Below are 15,463 nucleotides of genomic sequence, written 5' to 3' on the forward strand. Positions count from 1 at the left end.
CCTACCCGTTCTTTGATGTCAGCTTTAACTGAATAAATGAAATAATAAATGCAACAATTAATACAATGATCGCCGCAGCACAGACAAGTCCGATGTTTGATCCTGCTGAACGTGTAGCACGATAGATATAGGTTCCGATGATCTCCGTACATCCTCCCGGACCTCCGTCTGTCATCAGATAAACTCGTTCCATTTCTCGGAAACCACCAAGAAGCATGGAAAGAATGATTGTTTTATGTGTATTTTTCAGAACCGGAAAAATGATCAGTAACAGCTGGTCTTTCATTCCGGCTCCATCGATTGTTGCTGCTTCCAGAATACTTCTGCTGATCGTTGTCAGATCCGCCGTATAATACATGATCGGGATACCTATCATGAAAATGGAAACGGAACACACAGCTCCCATTGCCAGTTTCGGATCTGCAAGCCATCTCTGCGCAAGTGCGCCAAGTCCGACACCTCTTAAGATCTGGTTTACAATACCATTCTTGTACTCAAGCATTGATCCAAAAACAGTTGCCATCAGTGCGATTGGAAGCATTGACGGAATAAAGAACAATGCATGGAAAAATCTTTTTCCTTTGATTTTAAAATTCAAAATAATTGCTATGATAAATCCAAAAGTTAAACCACAAAAAATATTAGCTGTTGATAAAATAAAGGTATTTAAGAGTGATTTCCAAAAACTCTTATCCTTAAAAATTGTTTGATAGTTTGCTAAACCAACAAATTCTGATCTGCGGAATGTTATCGTTACATCTCTGAAACTGTTTGAGATCAGGAAGTAGAAACTATAGCCTAACAAACCTATAAAAATAACAATTAACGGAAGCAGAAATAAAAATCCCGCTCTGTTATTCTTTTTAGCCACCTTCAGTCCTGTTTTTTTACCTGTCATCTTAATATCCTCAATTCTGTAGAAAAAAGGCTTCCAACTGCTCTGCCTGTTTTTATACCAGTCATGCAGTCAGAAGCCTCCTCTTTTATGCTGCCATCAGATTTTCATTTATCTGTTCTGATTAATACTTTCCACTTGTCCATTCTTTCTGAAGATCTTCCAACGCACTCTCTGTGGATACTGATCCGTTCAGTACGCTCTGAACTGCTGCACCTTCAACATCAGAATAACCAGAAACGTTATTTCTGTCTGCGGTTGCTGTGTTGATCAGATCAACAATGGTATCCCATCCAGCTTTGGATTCCTCTGTATCAAATAATGATTCATCCACTGCAAAATCCTTTTTAGCAGAAGTTCCTGTAAGCTGTTTTCCAAAGATATCTGCTCCATCGCCTAATGTCATATATGCAACAAACTTAGCTGCAGCTTCTTTCTTCTCTGAATAGTCAACCACACCGATTCCGGAGTCAATATAAGAACGTACGGTAAGCTGTCCATCATCTTCTGCTGTTGGAAGTGCCATAGCACCAACATTTTCAAGTTCGATTCCGTTTTTGTCTCTTAATGTCTTGGACAATAATGGTGCTTCCCAGGAACCCATGTAATAAACAAGTGCATCTCCATTTGTGAATTCTTCTGTTGCACTTGCATAATCCAGGTCAAGTACGTCTGCTGAGAAGATGCCCTCATCAAAATATTTCTTCAAACCGTTGATTGCCTCTTTAAATTCCTCACTGTCAACAGGTTCTCCATCGTATCTCCATTTATTGTAGTAATCTCCCTGCTGTCCAAGAACTGTCAGCATCATTTCATCTACAACCCATGAATCTTTTCCTGCAAATACACTTACATATTTGTCCGGGTATTTTTCTTTAAATGCTTCAGCTACTGCTTTATACTCTTCAAATGTCTTAGGTACTTCCGCACCGATTTCTTTTAAGAGAGCTGCATTATAAAATCCGACCATTGATCCTGAATTTGTGAGTACCAGCATCTTTGTATCTCCGCCTGTCAGCTGGTTTCCCTGCTCAAGACACTTCTCTGAATAAGCATCTTTCCAGTCTTCTCCTGCTGCTTCCGGCATCAATTCATCCAGATTTGCCAGATAATCCTGAACTTCTTCTGCAAATGCTGACGGCTGAACTCCAATAACATCAATATCTTCCTCTGTACTTAATGCCAGCGGAACTTTTTCCTGGAATGCCTTACTCTCCATTACTGTCATGTTGATCTTAATGTCAGGGTTTTCCTTTTCAAACGCATCAACAGTCTCCTGAATCTGGTCTTTACTCGGGAACCAGGTCCAGTAATTTAATGTGATCTGTTCTCCCTCTGAAGCACTGTCTTCTACTTTCTTTGTTTCTTTTACTTCTTTTTCTGATGAGCCACATCCTGCAAGCATACCAGCTGTCATTGCCATAGCTAATGTCATAGCTAATACTTTGTTTGCTTTCATAAATACCCTCCTGAATATGTGTGTAATACTTAGTGTTTCAAAAGTGAACCGGTTCATTTTTGTTTCAAAAAAAACACTTTCTGTAGACTATAATACATTTAACATATGACAGTGTCAACCGCTTTTGTGCATTTTGTCGTATGTGACAATTTAAGCGCATTAATTTTGTTTGTTTTTTACAATTTTTCATTTATAAATTCTTATTAAAACAAAAAAGGCCAGAAAATCCTTTACTGATTTTCTGGCTTCTGCTTTACTTTATTCTATAAATTTATAGTAGCATGCAGATTTTAGGTCACCAACTGAATTTTTGCTTATAATAATCAAAGAAAAGAGCACGAAAATTTTTATCATCAAATACAGGCATATTTCCAGAACAATCTTTTTCTATTTCATCTATGCATTGGATAACCTCCGTGAAAAATGCATCCAATTGTTTATTATCATCCAAATCCAATACTTCTTCATCTGGTGCTTCTATAGTCGCCTTAAAAATCACTCTTCCAAAATCGTTATTATGCAAAGCAGCTGTTGCAGACCACCATAATGCTTTCTCATAATCGTCAAAAAAATATACTCCCTGTCCCAGCCAATGATCAGCACGATAGTTGCATTTCGCAGGATCAAATCCATTGCTTTCTATACTGTCTTTATGTTTTGAACAGGTTCCATGATATCCTATTTCATTCATTCTTTACTCTCTTTTGGATTTTTATCAACGTCACTTTTTAAGTAACTCAATTTCAGATTTTATTCAATACAGATATGATTATATATTTTACCACGCTCAAGCAAGCTCTGCAATCTCATTTAGAGTCATTCTTCAAAATAGACTTTGATATATGATACAGCATGGCTTCTGCATCCCGAACCTCCTTAATAAATGCATCTTTTGTCATAACTTTGTCTTCTCCTTTTATCCGGCCGGATTTATATACGTTTTTGTTTTACACTAATTAGATGCATATACAGGCAAATTGGTTCTCGTAATAGCAGATCTTTATAAATATTTACTTGTCTCCCGTAGAAACTGCCCACCCCGCCTGTACTCTTTGTATCACGCTGCCATCACGTGCATCGATAGTAAGGAGTGGAACACCTGCATCATCCATCGTCACGTCTCCCATGACCAGTGTTCCGTCAGAAATAAAACTTCTATTTGAAATGTTTTTAAAGTGCATTCCTGACAAAATTGAAAAATCCGATGGTGACCTAAAAACCTAAATTCCTATGGAAGAGTAAATTATAGTTTCCTGCCCCTCTCTCCTCTAATCCCAAAATAGAGATGTAGTGAGTATTCCAAAAGAATGGGCGACTATTTTAACAGTCGCCCACCCGCAAATAGAATATTTGGATTCAGGCATTACCCTCGCCTTCCTACGGTCTATAATTAAATTAACATATATTCACCAAATTATCTACTCTTTATTCATTCTCTTGGTTATTAATCTCCTTGATCACCCCTGCCGCCTTCTCTGCATCATCGGTTTTTACAAATATATCCACCCCATATATTCCAAATCCAGGTGCCCCATGCATCGCAACATTCGCACCTGATTCCTGCGAAAAAGCTACTATTCCATTTTGCTTTAACATTTCCATGATTTGTTCTGTCTCTACTATATTTTGTGCATTGTAAATCTTAATATATTCCATCTTAGATAATAAAGTCTCTTTTTCATCCTGGTCATTTGCTGACTTTTGATTCTTTTTCCGATTGATAAATGCCAAGATTCTAAGAACAATAAAGGCCACAATAGTAATGCCAATTAAAAACTCTAATGTTAATCGTGTTATCTGTGTTTCTGTAGCTCCCATTTTTAGCAAGCATACACCATAGATGACCGAAAAAATTCCCGCACATATCACGCTGGTAAGAAAATCTCTCCATATAGTAGCACGTTTAGGCAAACATTTATCCCATATTCCATTGTATACCATAATAGCTGCATACAGGATTCCTCCTGCTAAAACGCTTATTGTTTCTCCTAAAACAAAGCGAATATCCACTGTCAATAGCATCTGAATAATAATTGCCACAACACCAATCATAAACATTGATGCAAATGCAAGATTTCCAGCTTTTAATGCTTTTCGTTTCGCCCATTCTTCATACACTGCAACTTTGTCCAGAGTTTCTTTCATCTCTTTATTCATAGTCTGGCTCCTTTCTCCATCCAGGAGCTCTCTCATTTCAACATCATAATACTCAGCAAGTTCAACAAGTATACTAAGATCCGGCAGATTTGTTCCCGTTTCCCTTAATTAAAGATATTGTTGGGTAAAAAAGAAAGGTCAGTCGATTTTGCCGATGAAGCGGTAGTAGATTTCTACTTCCTGCTCACGACTTCCGTCCTCGCCCTTGACAGCTTCGTGGACGGTTACTTTTTCAATTAGAGTGTTCAGAAGTTCGGCGGTCAGCTCCACAGGGTTGACATACTGTTTCATTAGGGCAATCCACTTTTCAGCATCCGCTGCGGTCTGTACGGCGGCTTCCATCATTTCGTGAAGCTGTCTTATTTTTGTTTCAAGCTCCTTTTGCTCGTTCTGGTACTTCTCGGACAGCATATTGAAGTTATACTCGGTTATGCGTCCGGCAGACCAGTCCTCATACATTTTAGCAAACAGCCCGTCAACCTCGGCTTTACGCTTCTCTGCCTTTTTCAGCTCCGCAGCCTGCTTTTTCTTCGCAGAGTTTCTTTCCCTGTCGCTGGCATTGAGTAGCCGTTTCAGCAGCTTGTCCTCGTCTTTCTGTACCATCATAGACCAGTATTGCAGTCTTGCAAGCACATAGGCATACAGTACATCATAGCGGATATAGTGCATGGAACACTGGCGTAATCCCTGTCCGTTCTTGCTGCAATGGTAGTACCCGTATGGGTTTTTGTTCTGCTTGTTTTCCCCATAGGCTAAAGACCATCCGCAGTCTGCACATTTTATCAATCCTGCGAAAATCTGTGTCGTACCGTTTCTGCGTTTCCTGCGTCTGCTTGCAATCAGCTCTTGAACTTTTTGGAACACTTCTTCGGAAATGATGGCTTCGTGGGTATTTTCCACACGATACCATTCTTCCTGCGGCTTCCGCACCTTTTTCTTGTTCTTGAATGAAATGTTGCTCTGCTTGTTGTGAACGCTGTGACCGATGTAGGTTTCCTCTTTCAAAATGCTCTTGACCTGTGCAATCGTCCACGCATAGGCTTTTTCTGCGGGCGCACCGGCGTAGATATTGGCGAAAGTCCCGTATCTTTCATAGTTCAGCCAGCCGGGGGTAGGTACTTTTTCCTCCACCAGAATCCGTGTAATGCTGGCGGCTCCACGCCCGTGTACAGCAAGGTCAAAAATCTTCTCTACAATCCAGCGTGTTTCCGGGTCGATCAGAAGATGACCTTTTTTGTCCGGGTCTTTTACATAGCCCAGCGGTGCATAGGCTCCATAGTGTGCGCCATTGGCAAATCTTGTGTGCATGGCAGCCTTGACCTTTTTGCTGGTCTGTCGGGCGTGCATTTCATTCAGGATGTTTAAGAACGGTGCAAGCTCGCTTTCTCCGTTGATGGTGTCCACATTGTCATTGATGGCAATGTAGCGTACTCCCTTGCTGGGGAAATAGATTTCCGTGTACTGACCGGTCAGGATATAGTTTCTTCCCAGACGGGATAAGTCCTTTGTGACAACGCAGTTGATTTTCCCGTCTTCGATGTCATCAATCATCCTTTGGAAACTTGGACGCTCGAAATTTGTCCCACTCCATCCGTCGTCAATGTACTCGTCTACAACGGTCAGCCCATGCTCTGCGGCATACTGTCTAAGCATCATGCGCTGGGTCTGGATACTGCCGCTTTCCCCCTGTAATTCATCGTCACGGCTCAATCTCAAATATAGTGCAGTGTTATAAATCGTTGTATTGTATGGTTGTTTCACGGTTAAAAATCCTCCTTCTAAAAGAAACAACCCACGCTTATACAATACTCGCTGGTACAAGTATATCATAAGCGTGGGCTGATTGACAGTCGTTATTCCGTATTTTTTCAGGAAGCGGCGGCAGCGTGCTGGATCACATCTTCCAGCAGGCTGTCAAGCGGCTTCCCATCCTGTGCGAAATGCTCCGATACCTTGATACGGACTTTCCCCATGACAAAATACTGGGTGCCGTCTTTTTCGGTAAGCAGGGTGCCGCTGTTTTTGTTATTGCTCTCGTTTTTGCTTTTTGCCATAGGCAGTTACCTCCATAAATGAAATATGCCCGACAAGGGAATGTCAGACAGGTGTACAGCCGCAGACTGTCTCCGTGTCAACCAAACCGTGTCAACCGGCAGAAAAGACTTTGAAAACAATCCATAGGCGCTCTATTATTACTTTTTACTTTTTCTTTGATTTCTTGGTTGACATGGTTGACAAAGGAGAGAAATGCCCCAAATATCAGGCTTTTCCCCGTCAACCGGCTGTCAACCAAAGCGTCAACCAAACTGTCAACCGGTGGCTTTTCAGAATGGAAGTTCCATTTGCCGGGCTTCTTCTTCCGTGATTTCCTGAAAACCGTCCCCCTCCGGCGGAGCTTGGTTGACACGCTCCCAGCCTTTTTGAGAACCGTATTTCTTATACCGCTTCGGGCTTTTGTAGGCTACCCAGCCCTGTATGATGCCGCCCGCAATGCCGGTATTCATAATCTCGCAGATTGCCCGTGTCTCCCAGTCTGCCGGGGAATTTAAGTTCCCCAGCGCTTCCTCATAAAGCTGCTTGGAACATACCCTGTCGCCGGTGTAGTCCTCCAAATAGGCGTAGATCATGCCGGCCTGTGTGTCTTCCTGCATAAAGTCCTGCTGGTGGGCGTTCAGGTATCGGTTCATTTCCATGCTGAATGACAGCTTATACTTCCCACTGCGATAAACCGTCATGGCTTCCGCCCACATCTGTTCGATATACGCCCTCGCCGCCGCTTCATCGTCCAGTATGTGAACCTCCGCCCGTTCCGGGTACACCGTCACGGGGAGAAAGCGCCGGTTGCCGGTGCGGTCACGGGGCAAAAAGTCCTGCCGGTTGGTCGTCCCTCCAAATACACATTGCCGCAGCCGGTCTGCCGGATGTGTCTCATACGGCACTTTGTAGGTTTCTTTCTGGCGGCTTAAGAATGACTTGATTTCCTCAATACTCTTGGCGTTGGCTGTGGCAATCATCTCCGACATCTCGATAATCCAATGCCCTTGCAGCTTGCGGTACACATTTTCATCGTCCAGCTTTTTCAAATCGTCTGAAAACCATTCGTCCCTGCCTGCCAGCAGCCGGAAAAAGGTAGATTTCCCGGCTCCCTGACCACCAACCAGACAGAGCATGACCTCAAACTTGCTCCCCGGTCTGAATACCCGCCGGATGGCTCCCATCAGGAACAGTTTCAAGGCTTCATAGGTGTATTCGTCCGTATCGGCTCCCAGAAAGTGATGCAGGGCGTAACGGATGCGCTCTGTGCCGTCCCATTGCAGGCTGTTCAGGTAATCCCTGACTGGATGGTAGCGGTTTTCATTGGCAACAATCTTGATGGCGCTCTGCACCTTTTTCTCGCTGGTAAGCCCGTAATTTTCTTCCAGATACAAAAGCAGGTAGTTCATGTCCATGTCGGTCAGCGTGGTACTGGTGCGCTCCCAGCCCAGCGGCTTCACAATGTCAATCTGCTCCGTCAAAAGGTTCAGGCGCAGCGCCCCGCGAAACAGAGGGTCACGCTGGAACACCGTCAGGCAGTTTCGGATGCTGTTCTTCACGCCGCCTTTCTGCGTCCCCTCTAATGTTTCCCGGATTTCTGCCGGTGTCTGCGCCGGTTCCATTGTGTCCATCGTCCTTTTGACCGCTTCCTGCGTTTCCGGCGGCAAGCTCTGAAATTCGCTGTTCAAGCCGCAACACCTCCTTTCCCTGTGCGGCGATCAATGCCGCTTTTTCTTCTATTTCTCCGTATAACAAAATATCCAAAAGGTATTCTGTGTAGCTTATCCTCTGCAACGCTTCCACAAAAAGAGGATGCCAGATGGCATCCTGCGGCTGTGGGGCGTGTGCTGTTTTCCAATGCTCCAGCAGGCGCAGATAATCGCATAGCACCCGGAAACAATACCGTTCCGTTTCCTGAAATCTCTGCTCCGCTGATTTTTGTCGGGGCTGTGACCTGTTGTGACGCTTCCTATCTGGCGACGCATTGCCGGATTTCTCATAGGAAACGCCGAAGTCCTCCGCAAGCCTGACCGCAGCTTCCCGTTTCCCCAATCCATGCAGCAAAGCGGCAAAGTCGATCACATCCCCGGAAGCCCCGCAGCCGAAGCAGTAAAAGCGGCTGTCCACTTTCATGCTGGGCGTGCGGTCATTGTGGAATGGACAGCAGACCATGCCGTTTCTCCCCACCCGGATTCCATAGAATGAAGCAGCCTGCCGAGTGGTAACAGACTGTTTCACCGCTTCAAATACATTCAAATGCTCCCTCCATAAAAATACTGGTAGCGGTAAAGCTGCCGATTATATCATAGCTCCATCTCATGTTTCTTTCTCTGTACTGCCTGTGGCTGCTCCCTCCGGCGCAGTGCGGTATCTACGGCGTTCTGCACCTGCCGTAGCCGTATGACTTCCTCCCGGAGTGGCTTGTGCTGCGGAGACAGTTCGGCATACTCTGTTTTTAACTGTGCGTATTCCTGTTTCCATGCTTTCAGGGCAATGGGTTTTCCGTCCAGTTTTTCTTTCAAAATACGGCGGGCGGCATAAAACAGCCGTAACTCCGCATCGTGGGATGTTTCAAATTTCTCCCTCTGTTTCTTAAACTTGATATTGTTCAATTCCGTATGAACAGGTTTTAGCCGCTGGTAATTCTCGCCCTCCCGTATCAATTCCTGCAATTCCTTTATCCGGGCAGATTTCTTTTTCATGGAGTCGCTTAACGCTTCAAATTCTTCACTGACAGAGGAAAGACGCTCCTGCAAATCCTCTAATGTGAGCAGCTTGTTTTCCGTCAGATAATTGACGGCTTCGGCAAACTGCTTTAAGTTTCCGGTTCTGGCTTTATTGCTCCATGCCCCTGCGTTGCGCTGGTTGTAATAAGCGATCAACAGGTCGGCAAGGCTCGGTGTCTGCGGTTTGGAAAGTTCTTCTTTTACCTCTGCCATCCAGACAAACAGGGCTTTGATCTTCTTCCTCACATCCTGCATGAGCCGGTTGGTGGCTTTAATCCAGCGGTTCAGTTCCCCTTTCTCGGTGCGGATGCCCTTTGCTTCCATCTGCCGGACATTAGCTCCCTCGTGGACAGTAGGTATCAGGTCAAGCCCCTGCCGCACATAGGAACGGTGGTCGATACGCACATCCAGCCCTTTTTCCTCAAATTTTGTATTAACGGCAGCCGCCCACTGCTCCCGCCAGTGTTCCAGCGTTTCCGGCTCATGCCAGTCTGTTGTATGGACAGCGTTAAACATATAATCGCCGTTTTTATCCCGGATTCGGTTTCCATCTTCATCAAGAAGATATTCCCGACGCTGTTTTTGTCCCCATGTGCCATCCGGGTTCAAAGGGCGCATGGTTGTCATCACATGAAAATGCGGGTTAGGGATGCCGCCGTCCTCTTTCTCCGGGCTGTGAAAAGCAAGGTCGGCAATCATGCCTTTTGTCACAAACTGCTCCTGTACGAACTTCCTCGCCAGCTCCATGTTTTCTTCCAGCGTCAATTCATTCTGCATGGCAATATCAAAGGAATAGGCAAGCTGTGCTTTTGGATGTTTCTCGCAGTTCTCCACAGCATTCCAGAGGGTCGCCCGGTCAAGATATATTTCCGGCGCATGGGGCGGCAGCATGATTTCCGAAGCGATCACGCCGCCCTTTTTGGTGTAGTCGCTGACTTCTCCATAGTAGCTGCTGTAAAGACGCTCCCCGGCTCGATAGGCTGCGCTGGCAATGGCGCTCTGACCGGCGCTGCGCTTGATCTGTGCGATTGAAAAATGATAAAGTGCTATCCTTAGTCACCGCCTTTCTCCTGCCCGGAAATACGGGCGTGGTTCTCTGTGGCAGACCGGATGAAATGCTCCGCCTGCGGCAGATTCAAAATGCTTTCCATGAGGGAATAAAATTCCGCTTCGGATAGCTCCTTTGTCTGTGGTGCAATGCTCTCAATAGCTGCCCCACGGGTAATCAGCCGGTGCGTCCTCTGTTTCCGGGAACCGCTTTCCAGATACGCCTGCCGGTTTTTCAAACGCTGCATTTTCCGTTTTTCCTGTTCCAGCAGGACAGTGGTTTTTTCATATTCCTGCTTCAACTGTTCCAAAGATTTTTCCATGTTCTCACATCCTTTGCTGATAAGATAAAGAAAGACCATCCGCAGACAGTCCGTGTGTCAGTGCTTCTATAAAACCCGATGAAAAGGGAAAACCGCAGAGCGGATTTCTCTTTGCGGCGAGTACACAGGGGATAGCCGCTTTAGCGGCGCAAGGGGGTGTAGCCACCTTGTCGGAGCGAAGCGAACGCAGACCTCGGATTGCTGATTTTATCAGCGGCAGAGGTAAGCTCCGCAGGACGCACGATACATGGTCTTTAGACTATGTATAGAAGTGCGCCCTTAGTTCCTAAGGGATTTTGCCGTTTCCGGCAGTCTTGTCCTTTTTCTTGGAACGCTTGGAAAGATACTTCGGGCAGTCAACCACAACCGCCCGGAAGCTCTGTTTACATTCGTGCTGGCATTTCCGGCACAGTTCGTTGTAAGTGATACGGCTGCGGTCATTTAAGAAGAAAGACCATTCCAACCGCCGCTTGTTACTCATTCTTGCCATAACCGGCTCCTTTCTCCGTTTCTATCTGATGTACGCAGATAGGCTGTTTTGATGTAGCGTCTCGGTATCATTTTTAAGTTTTTTTCCCTCTGTATGCCCCTTTGGAAAGTGCGGCAGTATTGCAAGTCAGGGAATGATACCTCACGCTTATTTGTCGCTTCCCGGTACGGTTTCGGAGCCTTTTGCCATCCATTCAAAGAAAGCAATTTTGCTGACCTTGATAAGTCTGCCCCTGCGGAACGCTGGAAAGCCGGGTGTGTGTACCAGCTCATAGGCGCTCGCTCTTGAAATTCCCATAATCCACTGAATGTCCGCCACATCCAGAACCAGCGGTAAATCCTCGTAGCTGTTCAATCTCTTTTTATCGTTCATTCTGTTCCTCCCATAAATCAAATAGGTTAAAATGCTTCCTGTTGCCGTTCTCCCCAAAAGCCGTTTTCCTGCCCCATTCCTGCGGTGTTTCCCTGCATTGGTGCGCCGAATGCGTCACTTCTCCTGCCGGTCATATCCCTTTTGGACGGTCATTCACTTGTCAAGGTACTGTGCGGTACGAAATTACCAACCGCAATCATCATAGCGTACTATCCTTGACAAAACAATGATTCTGCGATACCATGAGTGTAACGGATATAACTGAATTATATAATTACCATAAACAAAGGCAGGGGATAGGGATGGAGAATCAGTTTATACGGCATGAGCCATGTTTTGAGAGGATTTTGTTTGTCCTGACGCTGGACAGGAAGAAAATGAAAGAGCGGATTTTGATTGGGGAAGAACAGCAGATCCGCTTCCGTCTGAACGGGAGCCAAAACGCAGAGGTGCTTTGTGATATGACACGCCCACTGGGAACTTTTTTGATAAACTTTGAGCGTGACACGGACAGAGACTGGAACTTATACGGGCTTTCTCCGCTGCGGCAAGCTCTCCACTCCAACCGATGGAAACAGCCGGAGCTGGAGCAGGCGGCAAGCGAATTTCTTTGGGAGAAATATCTTAGCAACGACCCTCTGAAAATGTATGTGGCGTTCCGTATCTGGAACAGCTATCTGCTTGCCAGAGAACCCCGTGACCGTAACGCTGCCTGTGACCGCTTCATGGATAAAATGAGCAGACTGACCGGGGTATTCCAAAACGAAACCATGAGCTTTGACAGGGAGACAGGAAAACCGAAACAATTTCAAGCTGGCAGCCTTTATTTCAAAGGCGCACCGTCAGAAGATACCCGGCTTGACCTCTGGTTCCCGGACAACCGGCGCACAGAAGAATGTGTGTCTGCCTATGCGTCCCTCTACCCGTTGATTACCTATTATCTGAACAGGCTGAATGACTGGGGGCTTTGCTTCCGGCGGTGCAAGGTCTGTGGAAAATATTTTCTGGCAAAGAGCCAGCGGTATGAGCTGTGCAGCGACAAGTGCCGAAAAGCACAGGCGCTTCAAAACAAGCGGGAATTTGACGAGAGGTCAAGAGAAAATAACTATGACCTGCTTTATAAAAATGAATGCCAGAACTGGCGCAACAAAATAAACCGGGTAAAAAATACCGCAGGCTTTCCGGCTGACCGTCTGGAAAAAATACAGGCTTCCTTTTCCGACTTTAAGAAAGAAGCCTTACAGAGAAAAAAGGCTGTAAAAACAGGAACGGCCAGCCCGAAAGAATTTACGGACTGGCTGTATCAGCAGAGTAATGTAATTGTTGAGCTGACCGAGATATGAAAAACTTTCTATCGTCAATTTCGCATTATTGCAATAACAGATTGCTTCTTCCATGAATGGTAATATTATCATCAAACTTTTGGAAGAACTATAAATGTCCGAGGTGCCTTTGATTTCGACAAAAAAACAGGCTGAATTGTTACAAAGCTCGGACATTTCAAAAATTTTTTGAGAAATGGCGAAAAAAGCGGGGCAGCACACGCCGCCCCGCCGATCCCATACGGTTATTCCATCGCCCGCATTTGTTCGATCAGGGATTGCTTTTTCTGTCTGCGGATTGTCCATACAGACAAGATCAGTTCCATTCCGAACAATACCAGAATGAACAGTCCCATTTCCAAAACCGGGAATTTGTAAGGCACTACATTTCCGGCAAAAGCTCCTATACTCATTTTTCTGCAAGCAAAGATGGAAGCCGGAAGCCCAACGATCAGCGTCGCCAATGTTGCAAAGAGCGCATAGCACAGCCCCTCACAGATGTTCATTTCACATAGCTGTTTTTGTGTTAGGCCGATAGAACGCAGAATACTGTTTTCCTGCTTTCGGGCTATCTGGTTAGAGAGTGTCGTATTGATAAGGTTGATAACGCCAAAGAGAAATACCAACCATGAAAGTATCTCCATACTGCCAAACGCAAAAGAATTTGTCATTTCTTCATATTCAATCACTGTATTGATTTCATCTAAGGCAATATTACTATGGCTGGCAACAATATTTTTCAATTCAGCTCCCACATAGTCCGTTTTTTTCGGATCGTTTACAATGCTCCATGAATAGTCGAAAGAAGCGATTTCCGGGTGCAGTTCATGGAACAATGCTTCTGGTGCGAAAAAGAGTACTCCATCGAGGGCCAGTTTTCCATGCCCGGAAGGCGTCTTGTTGGAATCAAACAATCCTGATACAGTGACGGAAACAGGCGGTTGCCCCTCTCCAAAATAAAAGTCAACTGTTGAACCAACACCCATATCCTCATTCTGCTTTAGCACATTATAGTCAATTACAATACTACGGGAATCTTTTGGCATCGTTCCTGCTGTCAGAGCCGCTTCAACTGTTGCATAATTCTGGTCGGTCAGCATATCACACATACCACCGCTTTGGTAAATGTCCGTCTTAAGGGTTGCATAGAGAGATTGTCTGCTTGAAATTATATCTGTAACACCATCAATAGATAAGATTTCCTGTTTTAATTCTTCATTCAACGGATTTCCCGCTGCCATAACCTTTTCTTCTGTCATTTCAGAATCCAAATAAATTTTATAGTCGCCGTCCGGGAAAAACCGTCTTGCAAGCGCCTCTGGAGAACGCAGCAAAACAATGGAGGATACCACAAGCAGAATAATTCCGCCCAAACTCAATGAGGCTACAATAGCAACGGTCTTTTTTCGGTCACGCTTAAAATTCGCAATTCCCATTGAAACAGGATTGAGCTTGATATTCTTTTTTCGGCTTCGGATGTCCTTTTGTGCCGGGGTAAAACGGACGGCTTCAATCGGGGAAATCCCTGCCGCAATTTTTATCGGCTTACGGATGGAAACAGATACCATGATCCAACTGCTTATGAGTGTCAAAATAATCGTTGCCACATAGGAAACAGCATTAAATCCCTTGGGAAACAAAAGAAAACCGCCGCATACACCCAGCACTGTACCAATCAAAATCCCGATACTGCCGAGTTTACGCCCCTCCCGCTTTACAATCCGCTTGATTTGCTTTGGCGTTGCACCAATCGTCCGTAGCTGCCCGTAGCTCTTGATTTTGTCATTGATGGAGATACGGAAGATACTCTGGATCACAATATAGCCGCCGATCAGAACAATGGCAATCACGCCAGCCATCAGTGCAAAATCAAAGGATTTAGAAGCATAGGCAAAATACTTGCTGTTCATTTTGGGCATAGGAAGCTGATATTCCTCCGCAATCTCCCTGCAATAAGAGGTCATCAGTTCTTCGCCCAACTGGTCGCTGTTTTTGAAATGGACATAGGCGCGATAGCCAGTCGGGTCAAACCCTTTCCATCCTGTCAGGGCAGCGTTGGAAAGAATGATAGCGCAGGTATTCGCTTCTTTTTCATTTACGCTGTCCATAATGCCGGTAACGACATAATCACCATGAAAACTCTCTGTATCTAAGGTCACAGTGTCCCCGATCTTGGCATTGTTTCCATAGGTGGAAAGAAAGTATTCGCTTACAACAACTTCATTTGCTTTTTCAGGAACCCGGCCCTCTAACAACTCCATCTGCGCCTTGGTAATCTCCATCATTTGCGCGTCGCAATACACATAAGACGCATGATAGCCCTGTTCTGAAAGCTCCTCACCCAGCATATAGTAGCCGCCTACGCGCTCAAACTCCGGCAGTCCTTTCAGGGTTTCAATGTCGTTTTCCTCTACGCCCAGCCAGACCGCCTCATAAGTATCGACAACCTGATTGCGCTGCATTTGTGTCAGGGAAGTAGACACAATTCCCGTAAAGCAGATTAGAAACGCCGCCAGTGCAACGGCAATCACCACCATCAGATTCCGGCGCCTCTCGCTTTGCAAACTTTTCTTTGCCAGCTTCTTTGTAATGGCGCTGGTATCATTCTCAAAAGGCCATGTCATAGCCTGCCACCTCC

General features: G+C 45.3%; 15 protein-coding genes. 1 reads left to right on the forward strand and 14 read right to left on the reverse strand.

From position 1 onward, the window contains the following. Position 1: 1 nt before the first annotated feature. From DWW86_RS12095 to DWW86_RS12155, 13 genes are all read right to left on the reverse strand, one after another. Entirely contained in the window at positions 2–898 is an 897-nt protein-coding gene (locus tag DWW86_RS12095) for a carbohydrate ABC transporter permease (RefSeq protein ID WP_072522865.1), read from the reverse strand. Positions 899–1,019: 121 nt separating this feature from the next. Next, a complete protein-coding gene (locus DWW86_RS12100; protein ID WP_072522864.1) occupies positions 1,020–2,354 on the reverse strand; it encodes an ABC transporter substrate-binding protein in 1,335 nt (444 codons plus the stop codon). A gap of 295 nt (positions 2,355–2,649) precedes the next feature. Then, on the reverse strand, positions 2,650–3,045 hold the full coding sequence (locus DWW86_RS12105; protein ID WP_286187713.1) for a poly(ADP-ribose) polymerase family protein: 396 nt from the start codon (positions 3,043–3,045) through the stop codon (positions 2,650–2,652). Positions 3,046–3,364: 319 nt separating this feature from the next. Then, on the reverse strand, positions 3,365–3,466 hold the full coding sequence (locus tag DWW86_RS17390; RefSeq protein WP_015543168.1) for a DUF6034 family protein: 102 nt from the start codon (positions 3,464–3,466) through the stop codon (positions 3,365–3,367). Positions 3,467–3,779: 313 nt separating this feature from the next. Next, positions 3,780–4,511 carry a putative signal transducing protein gene (locus DWW86_RS12115; RefSeq protein WP_286187714.1) on the reverse strand — a complete coding sequence of 244 codons (732 nt, stop codon included), beginning with the start codon at positions 4,509–4,511 and terminating at the stop codon, positions 3,780–3,782. A 138-nt stretch (positions 4,512–4,649) separates the two neighbouring features. Beyond that, entirely contained in the window at positions 4,650–6,341 is a 1,692-nt protein-coding gene (locus DWW86_RS12120; protein ID WP_463680980.1) for a recombinase family protein, read from the reverse strand. 38 nt (positions 6,342–6,379) lie between these two features. Continuing rightward, positions 6,380–6,565 (reverse strand): hypothetical protein, encoded by a 186-nt coding sequence (locus tag DWW86_RS12125; RefSeq protein ID WP_004849804.1) that lies wholly within the window; start codon positions 6,563–6,565, stop codon positions 6,380–6,382. A 270-nt stretch (positions 6,566–6,835) separates the two neighbouring features. Beyond that, positions 6,836–8,176 (reverse strand): virulence-associated E family protein, encoded by a 1,341-nt coding sequence (locus tag DWW86_RS12130; RefSeq protein WP_009321442.1) that lies wholly within the window; start codon positions 8,174–8,176, stop codon positions 6,836–6,838. Then, a complete protein-coding gene (locus DWW86_RS12135; protein WP_117943395.1) occupies positions 8,061–8,801 on the reverse strand; it encodes a CHC2 zinc finger domain-containing protein in 741 nt (246 codons plus the stop codon). The genes DWW86_RS12130 and DWW86_RS12135 overlap by 116 nt, the downstream gene beginning before the upstream one ends. Before the next feature lie 47 nt (positions 8,802–8,848). Then, the gene (gene mobQ, locus DWW86_RS12140) at positions 8,849–10,321 is read right to left on the reverse strand and encodes a MobQ family relaxase (protein ID WP_181985353.1); all 1,473 of its coding nucleotides are present in this window, start codon (positions 10,319–10,321) and stop codon (positions 8,849–8,851) included. Between the two features lie 2 nt (positions 10,322–10,323). Then, positions 10,324–10,641: a DUF3847 domain-containing protein gene (locus DWW86_RS12145; protein WP_008816380.1), complete on the reverse strand. Its 318-nt coding sequence runs from the start codon at positions 10,639–10,641 to the stop codon at positions 10,324–10,326. A gap of 286 nt (positions 10,642–10,927) precedes the next feature. Next, positions 10,928–11,131 (reverse strand): hypothetical protein, encoded by a 204-nt coding sequence (locus DWW86_RS12150; RefSeq protein WP_004614949.1) that lies wholly within the window; start codon positions 11,129–11,131, stop codon positions 10,928–10,930. 147 nt (positions 11,132–11,278) lie between these two features. After that, positions 11,279–11,503, reverse strand: a complete 225-nt coding sequence (locus DWW86_RS12155; RefSeq protein WP_024726897.1) for a helix-turn-helix domain-containing protein — start codon at positions 11,501–11,503, stop codon at positions 11,279–11,281. 302 nt (positions 11,504–11,805) lie between these two features. On the opposite strand from DWW86_RS12155, the gene DWW86_RS12160 reads away from it, so the two are divergent. Then, the gene (locus DWW86_RS12160; RefSeq protein ID WP_008816376.1) at positions 11,806–12,846 is read left to right on the forward strand and encodes a DUF6076 domain-containing protein; all 1,041 of its coding nucleotides are present in this window, start codon (positions 11,806–11,808) and stop codon (positions 12,844–12,846) included. Positions 12,847–13,070: 224 nt separating this feature from the next. Here the strand turns inward: DWW86_RS12160 and DWW86_RS12170 are convergent, their stop codons facing one another. Next, positions 13,071–15,449: an ABC transporter permease gene (locus tag DWW86_RS12170; RefSeq protein ID WP_117943399.1), complete on the reverse strand. Its 2,379-nt coding sequence runs from the start codon at positions 15,447–15,449 to the stop codon at positions 13,071–13,073. Positions 15,450–15,463 lie beyond the last annotated feature (14 nt).

The organism is Ruminococcus sp. AF17-22AC (genome assembly GCF_003460065.1).
In the GTDB taxonomy this organism is placed as follows: domain Bacteria; phylum Bacillota; class Clostridia; order Lachnospirales; family Lachnospiraceae; genus Blautia_A.